16 protein-coding genes are annotated in these 17,337 nt (G+C 55.0%); 10 read left to right on the forward strand and 6 right to left on the reverse strand.

The features are described from left to right. Nucleotides 1-131: 131 nt before the first annotated feature. On the reverse strand, nt 132-899 hold the full coding sequence (djlA, locus tag ACT3T7_RS15320; RefSeq protein WP_172116922.1) for a co-chaperone DjlA: 768 nt from the start codon (nt 897-899) through the stop codon (nt 132-134). Nucleotides 900-1,559: 660 nt separating this feature from the next. On the opposite strand from djlA, the gene cheZ reads away from it, so the two are divergent. Next, nucleotides 1,560-2,243, forward strand: a complete 684-nt coding sequence (gene cheZ / locus ACT3T7_RS15325; RefSeq protein ID WP_444631474.1) for a protein phosphatase CheZ — start codon at nt 1,560-1,562, stop codon at nt 2,241-2,243. 125 nt (nt 2,244-2,368) lie between these two features. Here the strand turns inward: cheZ and dxs are convergent, their stop codons facing one another. Genes dxs through ACT3T7_RS15340 form a run of 3 tightly spaced genes read right to left on the reverse strand, consistent with a single transcriptional unit; the run spans nt 2,369 to nt 5,463 of the window. Continuing rightward, nucleotides 2,369-4,291 (reverse strand): 1-deoxy-D-xylulose-5-phosphate synthase, encoded by a 1,923-nt coding sequence (dxs, locus tag ACT3T7_RS15330; protein ID WP_444631475.1) that lies wholly within the window; start codon nt 4,289-4,291, stop codon nt 2,369-2,371. Next, the gene (ispA, locus tag ACT3T7_RS15335; protein WP_444631476.1) at nt 4,292-5,182 is read right to left on the reverse strand and encodes a (2E,6E)-farnesyl diphosphate synthase; all 891 of its coding nucleotides are present in this window, start codon (nt 5,180-5,182) and stop codon (nt 4,292-4,294) included. Further along, nucleotides 5,176-5,463 carry an exodeoxyribonuclease VII small subunit gene (locus tag ACT3T7_RS15340; protein ID WP_172116926.1) on the reverse strand — a complete coding sequence of 96 codons (288 nt, stop codon included), beginning with the start codon at nt 5,461-5,463 and terminating at the stop codon, nt 5,176-5,178. Before ACT3T7_RS15340 ends, ispA begins: the two co-directional genes overlap by 7 nt. A gap of 262 nt (nt 5,464-5,725) precedes the next feature. On the opposite strand from ACT3T7_RS15340, the gene serA reads away from it, so the two are divergent. After that, on the forward strand, nt 5,726-6,970 hold the full coding sequence (gene serA, locus ACT3T7_RS15345) for a phosphoglycerate dehydrogenase (RefSeq protein ID WP_172116927.1): 1,245 nt from the start codon (nt 5,726-5,728) through the stop codon (nt 6,968-6,970). Between the two features lie 116 nt (nt 6,971-7,086). On the opposite strand, the gene ACT3T7_RS15350 is transcribed toward serA, so the two are convergent. After that, complete coding sequence (locus ACT3T7_RS15350) at nt 7,087-7,776, reverse strand: pirin family protein (RefSeq protein ID WP_444631477.1); 690 nt, start codon at nt 7,774-7,776, stop codon at nt 7,087-7,089. Nucleotides 7,777-8,016: 240 nt separating this feature from the next. On the opposite strand from ACT3T7_RS15350, the gene trhO reads away from it, so the two are divergent. From trhO to ybiO, 4 genes are all read left to right on the forward strand, one after another. Next, on the forward strand, nt 8,017-8,976 hold the full coding sequence (trhO, locus tag ACT3T7_RS15355; RefSeq protein ID WP_444631478.1) for an oxygen-dependent tRNA uridine(34) hydroxylase TrhO: 960 nt from the start codon (nt 8,017-8,019) through the stop codon (nt 8,974-8,976). A 177-nt stretch (nt 8,977-9,153) separates the two neighbouring features. Further along, nucleotides 9,154-9,975, forward strand: coding sequence for an IclR family transcriptional regulator (locus ACT3T7_RS15360; RefSeq protein WP_172116930.1), 822 nt, complete (start codon nt 9,154-9,156; stop codon nt 9,973-9,975). An 18-nt stretch (nt 9,976-9,993) separates the two neighbouring features. Continuing rightward, entirely contained in the window at nt 9,994-10,431 is a 438-nt protein-coding gene (locus ACT3T7_RS15365; RefSeq protein WP_444631479.1) for a YqaA family protein, read from the forward strand. A 171-nt stretch (nt 10,432-10,602) separates the two neighbouring features. Then, complete coding sequence (gene ybiO / locus ACT3T7_RS15370) at nt 10,603-12,990, forward strand: mechanosensitive channel protein (RefSeq protein ID WP_444631480.1); 2,388 nt, start codon at nt 10,603-10,605, stop codon at nt 12,988-12,990. A 107-nt stretch (nt 12,991-13,097) separates the two neighbouring features. Here ybiO and ACT3T7_RS15375 read toward each other — a convergent pair whose 3' ends face one another. Then, nucleotides 13,098-13,844, reverse strand: coding sequence for an SDR family oxidoreductase (locus ACT3T7_RS15375; protein ID WP_193054074.1), 747 nt, complete (start codon nt 13,842-13,844; stop codon nt 13,098-13,100). 160 nt (nt 13,845-14,004) lie between these two features. Between ACT3T7_RS15375 and folK the strand changes: the two genes are divergently transcribed. From folK to ACT3T7_RS15395, 4 genes are all read left to right on the forward strand, one after another. Then, complete coding sequence (gene folK, locus ACT3T7_RS15380; RefSeq protein ID WP_193054073.1) at nt 14,005-14,451, forward strand: 2-amino-4-hydroxy-6-hydroxymethyldihydropteridine diphosphokinase; 447 nt, start codon at nt 14,005-14,007, stop codon at nt 14,449-14,451. Nucleotides 14,452-14,556: 105 nt separating this feature from the next. Then, complete coding sequence (locus ACT3T7_RS15385; protein ID WP_444631481.1) at nt 14,557-15,369, forward strand: flagellin N-terminal helical domain-containing protein; 813 nt, start codon at nt 14,557-14,559, stop codon at nt 15,367-15,369. 190 nt (nt 15,370-15,559) lie between these two features. Further along, on the forward strand, nt 15,560-16,819 hold the full coding sequence (locus tag ACT3T7_RS15390) for a 2-aminoadipate transaminase (protein ID WP_444631482.1): 1,260 nt from the start codon (nt 15,560-15,562) through the stop codon (nt 16,817-16,819). Further along, the coding region (locus ACT3T7_RS15395; protein WP_444631483.1) for an FAD-binding oxidoreductase at nt 16,816-17,337 on the forward strand (522 nt) is incomplete at its 3' end. The genes ACT3T7_RS15390 and ACT3T7_RS15395, both read left to right, overlap by 4 nt.

Raw genomic sequence — 17,337 nt, forward strand, 5'->3', positions numbered from 1 at the left:
AGCCGAGGCTGGCGAAAAGAAGACGCTTTCAATTTAGCGGCCTGGTGTCAGGATGTCGATATTGGCAGGATGATGGACGCGGCCTTTGCGGGGCCGCGTGCTCTTGGACTGACCTTCATCTTATAAGCAGCTTACGCTTGGTTATCGCGCGCCTTGCGAATGCGTTCGTAGGCATTGCCGATTTCACTGGTGCGCGCTTGGGCCACTTCACGCATGCTTTCAGGCAAGCCTTTACCGGCCAGCTTATCCGGATGGTTTTGGCTCATTAAGCGACGGTAGGCTTTCTTGATCTCGGCATCGCTTGCCTCTTCACTCACACCCAGCACGCGGTAGGCGTCCTTAAGTGCCTCTTCACTGGCTCCTTGGGAGTTGGCGGCTGCGCCATGCAGCATGGCTTCAATCTGCTGTACCTCTGCTTCACTACAGCCAATGCCCCGCGCTACCCGCACGATCATTTCATGCTCTTCAGGATGCAAGACACCGTCAGCGGCGATAGCCGACAGCTGAACCTGTAAAAACACCTGGCGCATAACCGGTTGATGGCGGGTTAGGCGCCCGACGTTGGCAAGCTCAGCGTCCAGATCAAAGTTATCCGCACGGCCTCGCTCAAAGGCAGCGCGTGCCTTGGCCCGCTGCGCCCCCTGCAAATGCATCTGGTCAAACAGCTTTTCGGCAACGCTAAGCTCGCCTTCGGTCACTTTGCCATCGGCCTGGCAAAGGCAGCCCATAACGGAAAAAATCGACTCTAAAAAGCCTTCCTGAAGGCGCATGCGCGCCTCTCTTAACCGCTTGGCGAGGCGTCGTGCTAGCCACCAGCCCAGTACACCGCCAATTAACAGGCCAGTGGCGCCGCCGATGGCATAACCCACCAGGGCAAAAAATATAATCAGTAGTAACATGGCTCTCTCTAAGCGTCAGAAGTCGTGGGTTTGCAGCTGAGGGCGGCATTTTCAGCTATTGTCGCTTGACCAAACGGCGTTTTTCGCTGCGTAAGGCGGTAAAAGAAAGCGTGCTAACTTTTGTTGCCAGGCTTTCTGCCCTTTTGTTTGGAGAAGCGCAATGCCCTCGTTCCACCCGAGTGCCCCAAAAAAACTCTACGGTACACGATCTCAGGGTTTTTGAGTATCACAACCCGGCAGGCGGCCAACGCCCGTGCCCGTTCACTGTTTAAACTCAATCAGCCCGATGGGTTCGATTGCCCCGGCTGCACATAGGGCGACCCTGATATAGAACTCCTGGTTTGAGATCTTCGAGAACGGGGTAAAAGCCGCTTGAGATGCTGCATAACGGCAGCCATGGGATCACCTCGCACTACTTCTTTCCCAAGCTGGGTGGCGCGTGCTAGCGCTGCGTGAGTGATCCCATCCGTTGAATAGGTCTAAAAGCGCCAGACAAGGGCTTTCAAATAAAGCAAACGCTCAAGTTTTAGGAGGGTACGCCGAAGATAGTTAACGGGCTTTAACGCTTGTCTGTCTGAAAACCATAGCGGATACGTATATTGATGGTGACCAGATCATCAACAGCGACATTCAACAAGTTTTTTCCACAAGAGGATTGTCATGAGCACTGTTAACAACGCCCACGACACGACCATGCCGTCGGTGCTGGGTAAAAAAGACAGTAATGATGAGATGGTGCATCGTATAGGCCACTTGACCCGCCTGCTGCGGGATAGCATGAAGGAGCTGGGCCTGGATCAGCAGATCAGCCAGGCAGCGCAGGCCATACCCGATGCCAATGACCGGCTCAACTATGTGGCCTCAATGACGGAACAGGCGGCTGAGCGGGCACTGAATGCCGTTGAACGTGCGCAACCCGTGCAAGACAAGCTTGAGGAGGAGGGCGCCGCGCTTAATACGCGCTGGCAGGCAGCGGCGGCTCTAGTCGTTGTAGAAAGCGACCCATCGCTTATCAAGGACACGCAGCTCTATTTGAGTGATTCGCTTCCGACCGCCACGGGGTCTACGCAGAAAGAGCTGCTTGAAATCATGATGGCTCAGGACTTCCAGGATCTTACCGGTCAGGTGATCAAGAAGATGATGGAGGTTATCCAGCTAATTGAAGAGCAGCTTGTTCAAGTGTTGGTCGACAATGTTCCTAACGTCACCGATGGGGTGAACATTGATGATAATCGCGATGAGCATGCCAAACTGCGCAATGGCCCGCAGGTAAGCGAAGGCAAAGTGGATGCCGTGTCAGGGCAGGACCAGGTGGATGATTTGCTGGATGAACTCGGTTTTTAAACCAGCATCTCTTTCCCGGTGGCTTGGCGCCCATTGTCTGGCACTTGCTTTGCGATGGCCGCCCGTAATAGGGCGGCGCTTATCTCGCTATTGAGGGTGCTTGTCGATCAGTCGCGGTGCTGCTTTTAACTTGAGAGTGAAGGCAGCCGCTGGCGAATGGCGGCTTCGATGCCTTCTGCGTCCAGACCACAGTCCCGCAGCAATTCATCCGGCGTGCCGTGCTCTACAAATGCGTCGGGCAGGCCGAGATTGAGCACTTCTACCTGCACGCCTTCAGCGTTGAGTAGTTCGTTAACAGCGCTTCCCGCGCCACCCGCAACGACGTTCTCTTCAAGCGTTATTAGAAGCTCATGCTCGTCGGCCGCGTGGAGGACCGTGTCGCGGTCCAGCGGCTTGATAGAGCGCATATTGATATGCGTGGTGTTGAGCTTTTCGGCAACTTCAGCGGCTGCGGTGTTTAGGCTACCAAACGCGAGTAGCGCAATGCGCACGCCATCGCTTTGTGACTGACGGCGTACCTCCGCCTTGCCAATCGGAAGCGATTCCAGGTGCTCAGGAATTTCCACGCCGGGGCCAGTGCCGCGCGGGTAACGCACTGCCGCAGGGCCAGGATGATGATAGGCCGCACTCAACATGGCGCGACACTCGGCTTCATCGGCAGGTGCCAGGATGACCATGCCGGGTACGCAGCGTAAAAAGGACAAATCCATGCTGCCGTGGTGAGTGGGGCCGTCTTCACCCACAAGCCCTGCCCGGTCAATGGCAAAGGTGACGTCCAGCTCCTGCACCGCTACGTCATGAATGAGCTGGTCATAGCCGCGCTGCAAAAATGTTGAGTAGATTGCCACCACCGGCTTCATGCCTTCGCAGGCCATGCCCGCCGCGAGCGTCACGGCGTGCTGTTCGGCAATGGCTACATCAAAGTAGCGCGCTGGGTACTCTTTGGAGAAACGAATCAGGTCGGAGCCTTCGCGCATGGCGGGGGTAATCCCTATCAGGCGTGAATCGCTTGCGGCCATATTGCACAGCCAGTCGCCGAATACGTTGCAGTACTTTCTCTTGGGGGCGGATGGCGCTTTGAAGGGTGGGGCGGGCGCCACGCTGGCTTTCTCAAGTTTGGTGATGGCGTGGTAGCCAATCTGGTCCGCCTCGGCGGGTAAAAAGCCTTTGCCTTTGCAGGTTTTGATATGCAGAAACTGCGGGCCATCCAGCTCGCGCAGGTTATGCAGCGTCTCGGTCAGTGACTCAAGGTCGTGCCCGTCAATCGGGCCGATGTAGTGAAAGCCCATTTCCTCGAACAGCGTGGCGGGGCTCACCATGCCTTTCATGTGCTCTTCGGTGCGCTTGGCAATTTCCAATGCGCCGGGCAGATGAGAAAGTACTTTTTTGCCCTCTTCGCGCATTTTTAGATAGGGTTTGCTCGACATCATCCGGGCGAGGTACGTCGCCAGGCCACCGACATTTTCCGAGATCGACATCTCGTTGTCGTTGAGCACGACCAGCATGTTGGCGTTGACGTGGCCGGCATGGGCCAGCGCTTCAAAAGCCATGCCCGCCGTGAGCGCGCCATCACCAATAATCGCACAGACGCGGCGATTATCGCCTTTGGCCTGAGCAGCCAACGCCATGCCGAGCGCTGCGGAAATCGAGGTGCTCGAGTGGCCCACGCCAAAGGTGTCGTATTCGGATTCAGCGCGGCGCGGAAATGCCGCCAGGCCGCCGTGCTGGCGAATGCTGAGCATCGCCTCACGGCGGCCGGTGAGAATCTTGTGCGGATAAGCCTGATGGCCCACATCCCACACCAGGCGGTCCTTGGGCGTATGAAAGGCGTGGTGCAGGGCCACGCTCAGTTCTACTACCCCCAAGCCTGCGCCAAAGTGGCCGCCGGAAACGCCCACGCTATAAAGCAGGTAAGCACGCAGCTCGTCAGCCAGTTGGGCAAGCTGCTGGGTATTCATGGCCCGCAGCGCAGCGGGGTGATCAAAAGAGTCGAGCAGCGGCGTTGCCGGACGCTCGCGGGGAATCTCGTCGAACAGCTTCATGGGCATCTAGTGGTCGCGCTCGATCATATAGTGGGCTAATTCGGCCAAGGGGGCGGCTTGCTCGCCTAATGGGGCGAGAGCGGCAATGGCCTCGTCAATCAGGGTGCGCGCTTTTTGTTGCGCGCCTTCCAGCCCCAACAGGCTGGGATACGTCGGCTTGGCGCGTGCAGCGTCAGCGCCGGATGTTTTGCCGAGTGTCATGGTGTCACCCGTCACATCAAGGACATCATCATGAATCTGGAAGGCTAGACCAATGGCGCGCGCGTAGCGAGTCAGGGCGTTTATACGCGGGTCGCTCTCGTCAACGGCAACCAGTCCGCCCATACGCACCGCCGCCACAATCAGCGCACCGGTTTTATGAGCGTGCATGTGCGCCAGGGCGTCCACGTCAGGGTGGCCGCCGATAGCCGCCAAGTCCAGTGCTTGGCCTGCCACCATGCCCTCACGGCCAGACGCCGTGGTAAGCGTCGTGATCAGGCTGCCAAGCCGCGGGTGAGCGGTGCGTGCCAGCACGTCAAAGGCCAGGGTTTGTAGCGCGTCGCCTGCCAGAATCGCGGTCGCTTCGTCATAGGCGATATGCACGGTGGGCTGGCCTCGGCGCAGATCATCGTCATCCATGGCGGGCAAGTCGTCATGAATCAATGAATAGGCGTGGATGAGCTCAATGGCGGCGGCCGGGGCGTCGAGGTCTTCTTCGCGTGCCCCCAGCGCCTGCCCAGCAAGATAGACAAGCAGCGGGCGCAAGCGCTTACCGCCGACTAAAAGACCGTGGCGCATGGCGTTATCAAGCCGCGGGACCACGGCGCGCTCGTCAAAAAGCGCGTTTAGCGTGGCATCTACCCGGGCATTGCTGGCCTGACGTAAGGCGGTCAATGAGGGGGCGTTGGTCGCTACCATGGGGGCGTCTCCTTACCCTCGTCAGTGGCATCCTTGGGCGATTCACTATCAGCAAACGGCGTGACGTTTAAACGGCCTTCGCTATCTTCGCTCAGCGCGCGGACTTTTAGCTCGGCGCTGTCCAAGCGTTGCTGGGCATCGCGCGTCAACCGTACGCCCTGCTCAAAGGCGCCCAGCGCATCTTCCAATGACAGCTCGCCTGACTCCAGGCGTTCTACGATGGTTTCCAGCTGGTCAACCGTGGCCGCAAAATCCTGCGGTGAAGGTGTGGTGTCGCTCATTGGTTAATGCCTACTGTTTTCTGGCGCCCCATCAAAAAGGCTGCGCGTTGCCTGCCATGACAAACGCACAGTATACACCGAGGCCAGGGGGTGGCGTCTGCCCCAGGCCGCTTTGTGCGTATGACTTGCACTGTTTTCATCTTGATAACGCACACATTTCATCAGTTCGTATCGGCCTGATGGGCGTGCGGTATGCTACTATACGGCCTTTTCGTGAACCGATACACGGCGCACGCCGCCGACCATAGAGGTTGATTCAGCCATGGCTAAAACGTCCCTGGAAAAGAGCAAGATCAAGATCCTGCTACTCGAGGGCGTCCACCAAAGTGCGGTGGACAATTTTCAAAATGCCGGATATGAAAATATCGAGCATCTGCCGACATCGCTAGATGAAGCATCGTTGATCGAAAAGATCCGTGATGTACATTTCATCGGTATTCGCTCGCGTACCCAGCTTAATGAGCGAGTGTTTGCAGCGGCAGAGAAGCTGGTCGGCGTTGGCTGCTTCTGTATCGGAACCAACCAGGTGGACCTGAATGCGGCGCTAAAACGTGGTATTGCCGTGTTCAACGCGCCTTACTCCAATACTCGTTCGGTCGCTGAGCTGGTATTGGCAGAAGCGATCATGCTGTTGCGTGGCATTCCTGAAAAAAATGCCCGTGCTCATCAGGGCGGCTGGCTGAAATCAGCCAAAAACTCGCACGAAGCACGCGGTAAAACGCTGGGTATTGTTGGCTACGGCAGCATCGGCGCGCAGCTTTCTGTGCTGGCCGAGTCGCTGGGCTTTAACGTTATCTACTACGATATCATCACCAAACTCGGCATGGGTAATGCAAGCCAGGTCACCAGCCTTGAAGAGCTGTTAAACCGCTCGGATGTGGTGAGCTTGCACGTACCGGACTTGCCCTCTACCCGCTGGATGATTGGCGCGAAAGAGATTGCTGCGATGAAACCAGGTGCCATCTTCATCAATGCCTCACGCGGCAGTGTCGTGGAAATTGAACCCTTGGCGGATGCCATCAAAGCAGGCCATCTCAATGGCGCTGCGGTGGATGTGTTCCCGGTGGAGCCCAAGGGCAACGATGAAGAGTTTGAAAGCCCGTTACGTGGTTTGGAAAATGTGATCCTGACCCCGCATGTGGGTGGCTCTACGCTCGAAGCCCAGGAAAATATCGGTATTGAAGTGGCCGAAAAGCTGACGACCTACTCGGATAACGGCACCACGATCACCTCGGTCAACTTCCCCGAAGTGGCGCTGCCTGCCCACCCCGATAAGCACCGCTTGCTGCATATTCATGACAACGTGCCGGGCGTACTGTCGGAAATTAACCGCGTGCTGTCCGAAAACGGCATTAACATCTCGGGCCAGTACCTGCAGACCAACGATAAGGTCGGCTATGTGGTCATTGATGTCGACAAAGCTTACGGCCCGCAAGCGCTGGAAGCATTGAGGCAGGTAGAGCACACGCTGAAAATCCGTGCACTTTACTCAGCGCACAATAGCTAGGATTGGCAGCAGCGAGGCTTGGTGACAACGCAAAACACTTGGCTGATGGCGTAAAAAAACGGCTCCCGACAGGGGGCCGTTTGGGTTGTTAAGGCGGGTAGCACTGAGCAAAAGGGCTAAGCAAGATCAAACAGCAGTACTTCGCTTGTATCCTGGCCGGTCACGCTGATCGCGTCGCCAGGCTCAAACGCAGCGGCATCGCCGGTGCTGAGCTGTTCACCATTAACCTCGACCGCGCCCTTGACCACGTGCAGCCAGGCATAGCGCGTAGCCGGTGTCTTCACGCTGTCGCCTGCATCAAATGAGCCTGCATAAAGATTAACGTCCTGGTTCAGGCTCACTGAGCCTTCACGGCCCTGCTGTGATGCTACCAGGCGCCACTGGTTTTGGCGGTCTGCGGCTGGAAATGCTTTCTGCTCGTAACTGGGCTTAATGCCAAGTGCCTTGGGCTCAATCCAGATCTGCAGGAAGTGCAGTCCGTTCTCTTTGGAGTGATTAAACTCGCTGTGCACAACGCCGGTGCCCGCTGACATGCGCTGTACATCGCCCGGGCGCATGACCTCGCCATTGCCCATGTTGTCCTTGTGCTCCATTTCGCCTTCCAGCACATAGGAGATAATCTCCATGTCCCGGTGCGGGTGGGCACCAAAGCCATGACCACCGGCGACGCGGTCTTCGTTGATTACCCGTAGGGCGCGAAAGCCCATATGCTTGGGGTCATGGTAATTGGCAAACGAGAACGTATGGTAAGAACGCAGCCAGCCGTGGTCTGCATAGCCCCGCTCATCCGCACGACGAATTTTCATGGTGTGCTCCCAGTTGTGTTGAAGGAGTAGCTATTGAAGGAATGCGCTCAATATACGCCTGAAATCGCACGGCGTGGGGTGAAGGTTTCTGCACGATAACGTCGATTAAATCGACGAATTTTTAAACCGCGAGTGACCTGCGTCAATCTGGCAGGATTCAAGCGCTGCGCCGTTTGCGCTAGACTATGCGCGTTTATTAACCCGGTCCGCCCTTTACGAGGGTGACTACTGGAGCTTGTTATGTCTGCACCTGTTTCTGAAGCTGGCGATATGCCGCGTATTGTCGTGGCGGCATTGTATAAATTCGTTACGTTAAATGACTTTGAAGCGCTGCGTGAGCCGCTGCGCCAAACCATGGTCGATCATGATGTTAAAGGCACGCTGCTGCTCGCTAAAGAGGGCATCAATGGCACCGTCGCGGGGACTCGCGAAGGTATTGATGCACTGCTTGGCTGGCTGACCGCTGACCCGCGCCTGACCGATATCGACCATAAAGAGTCTTACTGTGACGAAACCCCGTTCTATCGCACCAAGGTTAAGCTCAAAAAAGAGATCGTGACGCTGGGCGTACCAGGCATTGATCCTAACGACACCGTTGGTACCTATGTTGAGCCTGAAAACTGGAACGACGTGATTTCAGACCCCGAAGTGCTGGTGATCGACACTCGCAATGATTACGAAGTGGCGATTGGTAGCTTCGAAGGCGCGGTTGACCCAAAAACCACCACGTTCCGTGAGTTTCCCGACTACGTGCGTGAGCATTACGACCCAGAGAAGCATAAAAAAGTCGCCATGTTCTGCACCGGCGGTATTCGCTGTGAAAAAGCCTCTAGCTTTATGCTCAAAGAGGGGTTTGACGAGGTCTACCACCTCAAGGGTGGCGTTTTGAACTACCTGGAGAAAGTCCCGGAAGAGCAGTCGTTATGGCGTGGCGAATGCTTTGTGTTCGATAACCGCGTCACCGTGCGTCACGACTTGAGTGAAGGCCTGTTCGAGCAGTGCCACGCCTGTCGTATGCCGATTTCCGAAGACGACATGCAGTCGTCAGCCTACGAGCCTGGGATTAGCTGTCCTAATTGCATCGATTCACTGCCCGAGAAAACGCGCGCCGCGGCCCGTGAACGTCAGCGCCAAATTGATCTTGCCAAAGCGCGTGGCCAGCCGCATCCGCTGGGTTATAACCATCGCGAGAAGGCCTGATAGCGGCGCCAAGGAGTGGCGTAATGTCGGCGGCCACGCCTGTGGCCGTTTTCTATCTATAGCGATGTTCTGCCATTCGCTAGCTTCCTCCATTAGTGGAATTCGTTTCCGTAAACGCGACAGCGGCCTTTGCGGCACGTTATCCTGTTACTCTTTACGCCTTTAGGAGAGAGCAGGGTGAGTGAAGCCAAGCGTAGGACGGTCGGGCGTCCGGCAAATGCCGCTAAAGCGAGTGGCGGGCATAGCCAGTCGCTGGTACGCGGCTTAACGTTACTGGAGTTTTTAGCGGCAAGCCCACTAGGGCTTGCGCTGTCAGACGTGGCTGAAAAAGCCGAGTTAGCCCCTTCTACCACCCACCGCTTGCTCCAGGCTCTGCAAAGCCAAGGGTTTGTTAGCCAGGAGAACGAGCAGGGCTTATGGCGTATTGACGTCAAAACCTTCCGTATCGGTAACAGCTTTTTAGAAGCTCGCGATGTGGTGGCATCAAGCCGCCCCTTTCTACGCCGCTTAACCGCTGAAACCGGCGAGACCGCCAATTTGGGGATCCGTGATGGGGATACGGCGGTATTTCTGGCCCAGCACGAGTCGCCTCAAATGATGCGCATGATTACCCGCTTGGGCTCACGCGCCCCACTGCATGCCTCTGGCGTGGGTAAAGCGCTGTTGGCATGGATGCCCACTGACGAACGCGCTCGCTTTTTGGATAACCGTGAACTCACCCGCGTTACCGACAATACACTGTGCAGTCCAGACGCACTGACCGCCGAAATGCACCAGGTGTGTGATCAAGGCTTTGCCTGCGACCGCGAGGAGCACGCCATTGGCCTGCATTGCGTCGCGGCCTGTATCTTCGACGAGCACGCCACGCCGCTGGCGGCTATTTCCGTTTCAGGCCCCATGGCGCGTATCCCTGAAGCACGCCTGCTGGCGCTGGGTAAGCTGGTGCGCCAGGTCGCCGATGAAATTACCGCTCAACTTGGGGGGCAGGTGCCGCAGTAACGTTCGGCTACCCGTTACATGCTGAGTCTTTTCCTTGTTGCGTTTGTTAGTGCGACCCTGCTGCCTGGCGGCTCTGAAGTTTGGCTTGCCAGACTTTGGTGTTTGGGGGAGCCGGCTATTTTACTCTGGGCGGTAGCAACGGCGGGTAATACGCTGGGCAGTCTGGTCAATGTGGCGATGGGCCGCTATGCACGTCAGTTTCAGGATCGCCGGTGGTTCCCTGCATCGCCTAAACGCCTTGCCCAGGCCGAGCGCTGGTACCACAAGCTTGGCGAGGCCAGCCTGCTGCTTTCCTGGCTGCCGGTGGTGGGCGACCCACTGACGGTACTGGCCGGGTTGTTTCGGCTTCCCTGGTGGCGTGCCTTTTTATGGATTTTAGTTGCAAAAGGCGCCCGCTACGCGGTTGTGCTGGTTCTGGCACACCAGTGGCTATTGCCGCTTTGTCAAATTAAGTAACGCGCTGCTACTTCTCATATTCGTAGTGTTAACGGTCAAATCATCTTATGTTCCCATGTTACTCTGTGGGCTTTGTATGTTATCAACATGCTCGGTGAGCACATTTGTGTTTGCATAAAGCGGGCTAACAATTAAATTTAATAAAGCATTTATCTAAATGGAGGTTAAGGCGTGACGCCATTACGTATATTTCCCTGGCTAGGCATTTGGCTAATGACACTGCTTGTGTTTTTTGCCACGCCAGCATTAGCCCAAACGACGACGGCTGAAAGTGATCCTGCATCGCCTCCAGCGGAAGTGCCCGCTTCTTACGAAGCGCTTGCTGATCTCCTCGAAAATGAGCAGTCGCGCCAAGAGCTAATTGATGTATTACGTCAACAGGCATCCGCGTTGCCCGCCGGTTTAGAGGCTGAGTTATCCCCTGAAGCCGCCGCTCAAGGAAGCGATTTGGCTCCAGAGGATGTCTCATTGCCACGCCAGTTGGCAGAGCTGACAAGCGATGTTGTCAGTAATATTGGCCTGCAGATTGAGCAAGCTTTTTCCATCATGGGTAACCTGTTTACCGGGCAAGGCGCGAGTGCTTTTGATTCGTCAGCTTTCGTCCAGGCCGCGATTAATCTGGGCCTCGTGATCGTTGCGACCTTCGTGATTTTCTTCGCACTGCGTCGGATGGCCAAGTCTGCCTTTACCCGGGTGAGCAAATGGTCGCTCAATGGCACCGGAATGACGCCAGTGCTGCGCTTGATTTGCTGCGTCATTATTGCGGCACTTATTGACTTTATATTGGTGGGACTTGCGTACGTGGGCGGTAACCTAGTGGCCACGTTCGCGATTGGTGAAACGGGCGAGCTTTCCACACGGGCCTCGCTGTTTCTCAATGCCTTTCTGGTCATTGAGTTGATGAAAGCAGTGATGCGGATGCTGTTTTCCTCACACTACGAAGGCCTACGATTGTTGCCAATTTCAACCGGTGAAGCCTCCTACTGGAACCGTTGGATAGCACGTCTTATCGGCATGGTCGGTTACGGACTAATGGTTGCCGTGCCGCTGATCAATTTCTACCTGGCTGCCAGCGTAGGCCAAGCGGCTGGCACATTAATTATGATTGTGGCCTTTGTTTATGCGGTCAGTGTGGTGCTCAAGAACCGTATTCGCATCCGGGGGCACTTGAATGATGCGGCGGCCAATACGTCGATGGTGGCAAGCCGTGTATCGCTTCAGCTCTTTGCACGTACCTGGCACTTTTTTGCGCTGACCTACTTCTTAATGGTCTTCGTTTTGATACTGACGCGTCCTGGCGATGCACTGCCTTTCGTGCTTTTTGCAACACTGAAAACATTGGCTGCGGTGGTTATAGGGCTTCTGGTATCGACTTTCCTGACCCAAACGATTGGGCATCGCATTCGCTTGTCGGACGATTTGCGTCGTAAGCTGCCGCTGCTTGAGCCGCGTCTTAACAGCTACGTTCCCAACGCGCTGCGTGTGCTACGCACCATCATCCTGGTCGTCGTTATCATGGTGGTGCTGGATGCCTGGGGTGCGTTCAATTTAGCCAATTGGTACGCTTCTGAACGCGGAACGATGCTGGTAGGGCGACTGGTCAGCATTGCCTTGATTCTGATTGTTGCGCTGGGCGTGTGGTTAGGGCTTGCGAGCCTGATTGAGCATAAGCTCAACCCGGAAACCGGCGGTGGTGAGCCCTCTCCTCGAGCCAAAACGCTGCTGAGCCTGTTCCGCAACGCGCTGGCTATCGCCATGCTCACGATTACCGGGATGATCCTACTGTCCGAAATCGGCATTAACATCGGCCCGCTGATTGCCGGTGCCGGGGTACTGGGTTTAGCTATTGGTTTCGGTGCGCAGAGGCTGGTACAGGATGTTATTACCGGGGTCTTCATTCAGATCGAGAATGCCATGAATACAGGCGATGTGGTAACGCTGGGGGGCATCACCGGGACTGCAGAACGATTAAGCATTCGTTCGGTAGGCATTCGGGACCTTTCGGGCACCTATCACATCATTCCCTTCTCAAGCGTTGACACCGTTTCTAACTACATGCGCGACTACGGTAACCATGTCGGTGAGTACGGCATTGCTTATCGTGAGAGCATTGATGATGCGATTGAGCAGCTCCAGCTTGCCTTTAATGACCTGAAAACCAGCGAAGAGCATGGCTATAAGATCCTTGCCGATCTAACCGTGGCCGGTGTTGTAAGTCTGGGTGACAGTTCTGTCAATATTCGTGTGGTTATCAAAACCACCCCGGGCGATCAGTGGGGTGTTGGTCGGGCGTATAATCGTCTGGTCAAGCTGCGCTTTGATCAGGCGGGCATTGAGATACCGTTCCCGCATACCACGATGTACTTCGGCCAGGACAAGTCCGGTTCAGCGCCGCCTGCCAACCTGCGCATTATGCAGCAGGACTTCACTATCGATGGTAGCCCTGCTGGGCAGCCAAAGGCAGCTGAAAGTGAGGTAGATGACCGTTTTTCACCTCGCCGGAAAGATAAAACGAGTGAGACGATTGATCAGAATCTACCCACAGGTGACGATGTCTAATGCTTGAGTGTTAGCACACCTACCTTGCATTTTGGGGCCGCCTTTGGGCGGCCCCACTGCGTTCTACGTTATTAAAAATGTTCTTGGAACGGCTGTTAATCTGGTTGTCACTCTAGATAGTTCTCCGAATGCCGACCTTCCAGGTAGATCGACTCACCGCCATCGACACATAACACTTGGCCGGTAACAAAATCGTTTTCCAGCAGGTAGTACAGCGCCTTTGTTAAGTGGGTGGGCGTTCCCCGCCGGTTAAGGGGAATGCCTTCCAGACGCCATGCAATATAGTCGTGGCTACGCTGGGAAGTGGGCAGTACTACGCCGGGAGAAATACCATTGACCCGGATATGTGGCGCGAATTCGAGTGCGGCCATTTGGGTCATCTCTTTCAGCCCCTTTTTAGACAACAAATATGCCGCATAAGGGTACTGATGATAGGCCACTTTATTATCAATGATATTCACCACACAGCCTTTAGACACCGCGTTAGCAAAATGCTGAATTAACAACATCGGGGTAAATAGATTGACGCGAAACTGCCTCTCGAGGAGTGCCATGTCCGTTTGAGCAATGGGGGCGGCCTGGTACGTGGAGGCGCTATTAACCAGCACCGTTAAATACGGAAAGCGCCGCATGGCGGCTTCAATCAGTGTATCCAGCGGGTCGTGCAAAAAATCACAGGGTAGTATTTCGCACTCGCGCCCTTTACTGCGGATCGTGCGTGCTACCTCTTCAGCTTCATCTCGTGAGCTATTAACGTGAAGTGCAATGTCGTAACCTGCATCTGCTAACACTTCTGAAAAATGCCGTCCCAAACGGGTAGCGCCCCCGGTCACTAATGCTGCTTTAGTCGTCATTGTTATCCCTGTCTTTAATCATTATATGGCGTGCTTCGTTTATCTTGCGTTTGTTATTAGTTATTTGGTTGCTTGCACACTTAGAGCATAGCGCTAGTCTGAGGTATGATCATTACAGTGCTTAAGAATATTTCGACTTCTCTCTAGTTGAGTAATCGTTATGTCAACAACGGCGTTACGAGCCGGGCGAGATACACGGCTGCATGAATGCCTCATCTCGATAGGCTCGAATATTGAACCTGAGCTGAATGTCACACGAGCGTTGTCTCTTTTAAACAGCGAATGCGACCTGGTCACGCACTCTCAGCCAATCCGTACCTCCCCTGTTGGCTTTTTACAGCAGGCCGATTTTCTCAATGCCGCGCTATTGGTGCGCACGCCGCTTCCCTATGCAGCGTTTCGGCTGTATTTAAAAGCGGTCGAGAACCGCTTGGGTCGCGTACGAGGTCTGAATAAATCAGGCCCACGCACCATGGATCTGGATATTGTGGCGTGGAATGGCGAGTTAATGGATCAGGGATACCTTGAGTATGATTACGTCAGGCTCCCTATTGATGAAGTGTTGGCCGCTAGTGGGCGCTCATTAACGATAAAGCATGAGCGGTAAAAATAATTAATGCTTTACCCGTTCAGGCCGATAAATACGTCACTGACGTTGTTAATTGGCAAGTCAGACCTGCGTATTGCGCCTTGCACTTAATGAGGGCCTGAATTGTTCAGCCTAAATACCAATGTGACCTCGCTACGGGTGCAGAGCAATTTGCGCAGTAGTCAGCAAGCGATTCAGACCTCTATGCAGCGGCTATCGTCGGGCTTGCGTATTAATAGCGCCAAGGACGACCCGGCCGGGCAGGCGATTGCCAATCGCATGAACGCGCAAATCCGCGGCATGAATCAGGCCATTCGTAATACCCATGACGGAATTTCGCTGGTGCAAACGGCCGAAGGCGCGCTGAACCAGATCAATGATAATTTGCAGCGCATTCGTGAGCTGAGCGTGCAGGCCGCTAACGGCACTAATAGCAATGATGATCTCGTTTCCATTCAGGGCGAGATCGACGGACTTCTGGACGAAATTGACCGTGTCGCCGGACAAAGTAGCTTCAACGGCATTGATCTGTTTGAGAAGCGCGATCTCACTATCCAGGTGGGAGCCAACTCAGGCAATACCATCAGCATTCGCATGGAAGGCATGGGCCGTAATGCCTTGGGACTTAGTGACTTCAGCGTGCTTTCGGATGGTACGCTCAACCCGATGGGGGCGATGGACGACGCCATTAAGCGGGTGGATCGCCAGCGTAGCTACTTTGGTGCGATGCAAAACCGCTTTGAAAGCGTCATCGACGGGCTCAACAACAATATCGTCAATCTATCAGCGGCCCAGTCGCGTATTCAGGATGCAGATTACGCCCGGGAAGTTTCCAACTTGATCCGCGCACAAATTCTCCAGCAGGCGGGCATGGCGATTCTCGCCCAGGCCAACCAGCAGCCGCAGATGATCCTGCGTTTGCTGGAAAGCTTGTAGCGTTGCTCTGCCATTTCATAAACGTTATCCATTCCTTTTTTTGACCTGCCTTTCGACATGACGGTTTAGAGTGCATGCTTCTCTGCTTATGCATTCCGATTTGGCATGCGTTAAGCGTTTTTTTTCGTTTGTGGTCTTGTCTGGTAATTTGCTTTGATAACGCCATTCACCCCTGAACGGCAGGAAAATAATGGCGATGGAACTTTCTCATGTGAGTGCTGCGTTAGGCGTTTTGCACCCGATTTGTATAGCCCGTGGGCGTAATGCGGAGGTTTGGGATGAATCGGGGCAGCGTTATATCGATTTTATCGGCGGTATTGGTGTTCTTAACCTTGGTCATAGCCATCCGGCAGTAGTGGAAGCCGTTCAAAGCCAGGTAGAAACGTTAATGCATTCTGCATTTAACGCAGTGCCACATCGCGGTTACCTGTCGGTAGTCGACGCGTTAAACCAGTTTGTACCGGTTTCTTATCCGCTCTCTTGTATGCTCACCAATAGTGGTGCGGAAGCAACTGAAAATGCTCTTAAAGTTGCCCGGGGTGTCACTGGACGACAAGCAGTTATAGCCTTTGACGACGCTTTTCATGGTCGAACGCTGGCTGCCTTGAACTTAAATGGCAAAGTGAAACCGTACAAGTCGGGTCTTGGCGCCTTGCCGGGCCCAGTTTACCATCTGCCGTTCCCAAGCCGTGATAGCGGCGTGACTGATGAACAGGCGCTGGCCGCGCTGGAACGGCTATTTGAAGTTGAAATACCTGCCGATGAAGTGGCTTGCATGATCGTCGAACCCATCCAGGGAGAGGGTGGCTTTCGTCTACTGTGCCCTCAGTTCGCCAAGGCAATGCGCGAAATCTGTAATCAACACAACATCATACTAATATTTGACGAAATTCAATCAGGATTCGGGCGTAGTGGTAAGCGCTTTGGCTTTTCACATTTAGGCGTTGAGCCAGATCTTCTTTTGATGGGCAAAAGTATCGCCTCGGGGTTGCCACTGGCGGCGTTAGCGGGGCGGGTAGAGCTGATGGATGCGTTACCCAAAGGTGCGCTGGGTGGCACATACTCAGGCAATGCAGTGGCATGCGCAGCCGCACTGGCCGTCATGGACATCATGCAGGAGAAGGAGCTTGCTTGCTGGGGAGAGCAGCAGGAAGCACTGATAGTTGAGGCTTACCAGGCGTGGCAGTCAAGCGGCCGCTTTCCTATGCTGGGAGCCATGACGGGCGTTGGTTCAATGCGGGGTATTGTTTTTAACGATACGCAAAATGCCACAGGTGCCGAGCATCTGACGGCGCTATTGACCGCCGGACGTAACGCTGGCGTTCTGCTGATGCCCAGCGGACGCAAACGCAATATTCTACGTTTATTACCCCCGCTCACCATCGAGCCAGAAATATTAAAAGAAGGTCTAAGCCTTATTGAACAGGCGTTGGAGACGCTAAGCGCATGATCGCTATGGAAGCCGGTGAAGGTGTTAGCGCGGTATACCAGTGCTTTCTGGAAGCCCTTAAAACACGCGGCTTCGATGGTGAGATTGCCCCTGACTATGCCCACCGCACGGTGCTGGCAACCGACAACTCGATCTATCAGCGCCTGCCCCAGGCGGCGGTGTTTCCCCGCCATGCAGAAGACCTGGAATGCCTGGCCAAACTGGCCGCTGAAGTGCCTTACCGCGAGGTGGTGTTAACGCCAAGAGGCGGCGGCACCGGCACCAACGGTCAGTCGCTTACCGATGGCATCGTGGTGGATATCTCCAGGCACATGAATCAGGTGCTGGACATTGATGTCGAGAACCGTCGGGTGCGCGTTCAAGCAGGGGTGGTGAAGGATCAGTTGAATGCCGCCTTAAAGCCCTACGGGCTGTTTTTTGCCCCGGAACTCTCGACCTCCAATCGAGCGACCATCGGCGGCATGATTTCGACCGATGCCAGCGGTCAGGGTAGCTGTGCTTACGGAAAAACCCGTGAT

Origin of the sequence: Halomonas sp. 111 (assembly GCF_052379685.1) — a bacterium.
Taxonomy (GTDB): domain Bacteria; phylum Pseudomonadota; class Gammaproteobacteria; order Pseudomonadales; family Halomonadaceae; genus Vreelandella; species Vreelandella citrativorans.

Bases quoted from the DNA above. Each gene is read 5' to 3' on its own strand.
- folK (WP_193054073.1), top strand. From the start codon at position 14,005: ATGTCAACAACGGCGTTACGAGCCGGGCGAGATACACGGCTGCATGAA.
- ACT3T7_RS15375 (WP_193054074.1), bottom strand. From the start codon at position 13,844: ATGACGACTAAAGCAGCATTAGTGACCGGGGGCGCTACCCGTTTGGGA.
- trhO (WP_444631478.1), top strand. From the start codon at position 8,017: ATGTCTGCACCTGTTTCTGAAGCTGGCGATATGCCGCGTATTGTCGTG.
- ACT3T7_RS15390 (WP_444631482.1), top strand. From the start codon at position 15,560: ATGGCGATGGAACTTTCTCATGTGAGTGCTGCGTTAGGCGTTTTGCAC.
- ispA (WP_444631476.1), bottom strand. From the start codon at position 5,182: ATGGTAGCGACCAACGCCCCCTCATTGACCGCCTTACGTCAGGCCAGC.
- djlA (WP_172116922.1), bottom strand. From the start codon at position 899: ATGTTACTACTGATTATATTTTTTGCCCTGGTGGGTTATGCCATCGGC.
- ACT3T7_RS15365 (WP_444631479.1), top strand. From the start codon at position 9,994: ATGCTGAGTCTTTTCCTTGTTGCGTTTGTTAGTGCGACCCTGCTGCCT.
- ACT3T7_RS15340 (WP_172116926.1), bottom strand. From the start codon at position 5,463: ATGAGCGACACCACACCTTCACCGCAGGATTTTGCGGCCACGGTTGAC.
- serA (WP_172116927.1), top strand. From the start codon at position 5,726: ATGGCTAAAACGTCCCTGGAAAAGAGCAAGATCAAGATCCTGCTACTC.
- dxs (WP_444631475.1), bottom strand. From the start codon at position 4,291: ATGCCCATGAAGCTGTTCGACGAGATTCCCCGCGAGCGTCCGGCAACG.
- cheZ (WP_444631474.1), top strand. From the start codon at position 1,560: ATGAGCACTGTTAACAACGCCCACGACACGACCATGCCGTCGGTGCTG.
- ACT3T7_RS15350 (WP_444631477.1), bottom strand. From the start codon at position 7,776: ATGAAAATTCGTCGTGCGGATGAGCGGGGCTATGCAGACCACGGCTGG.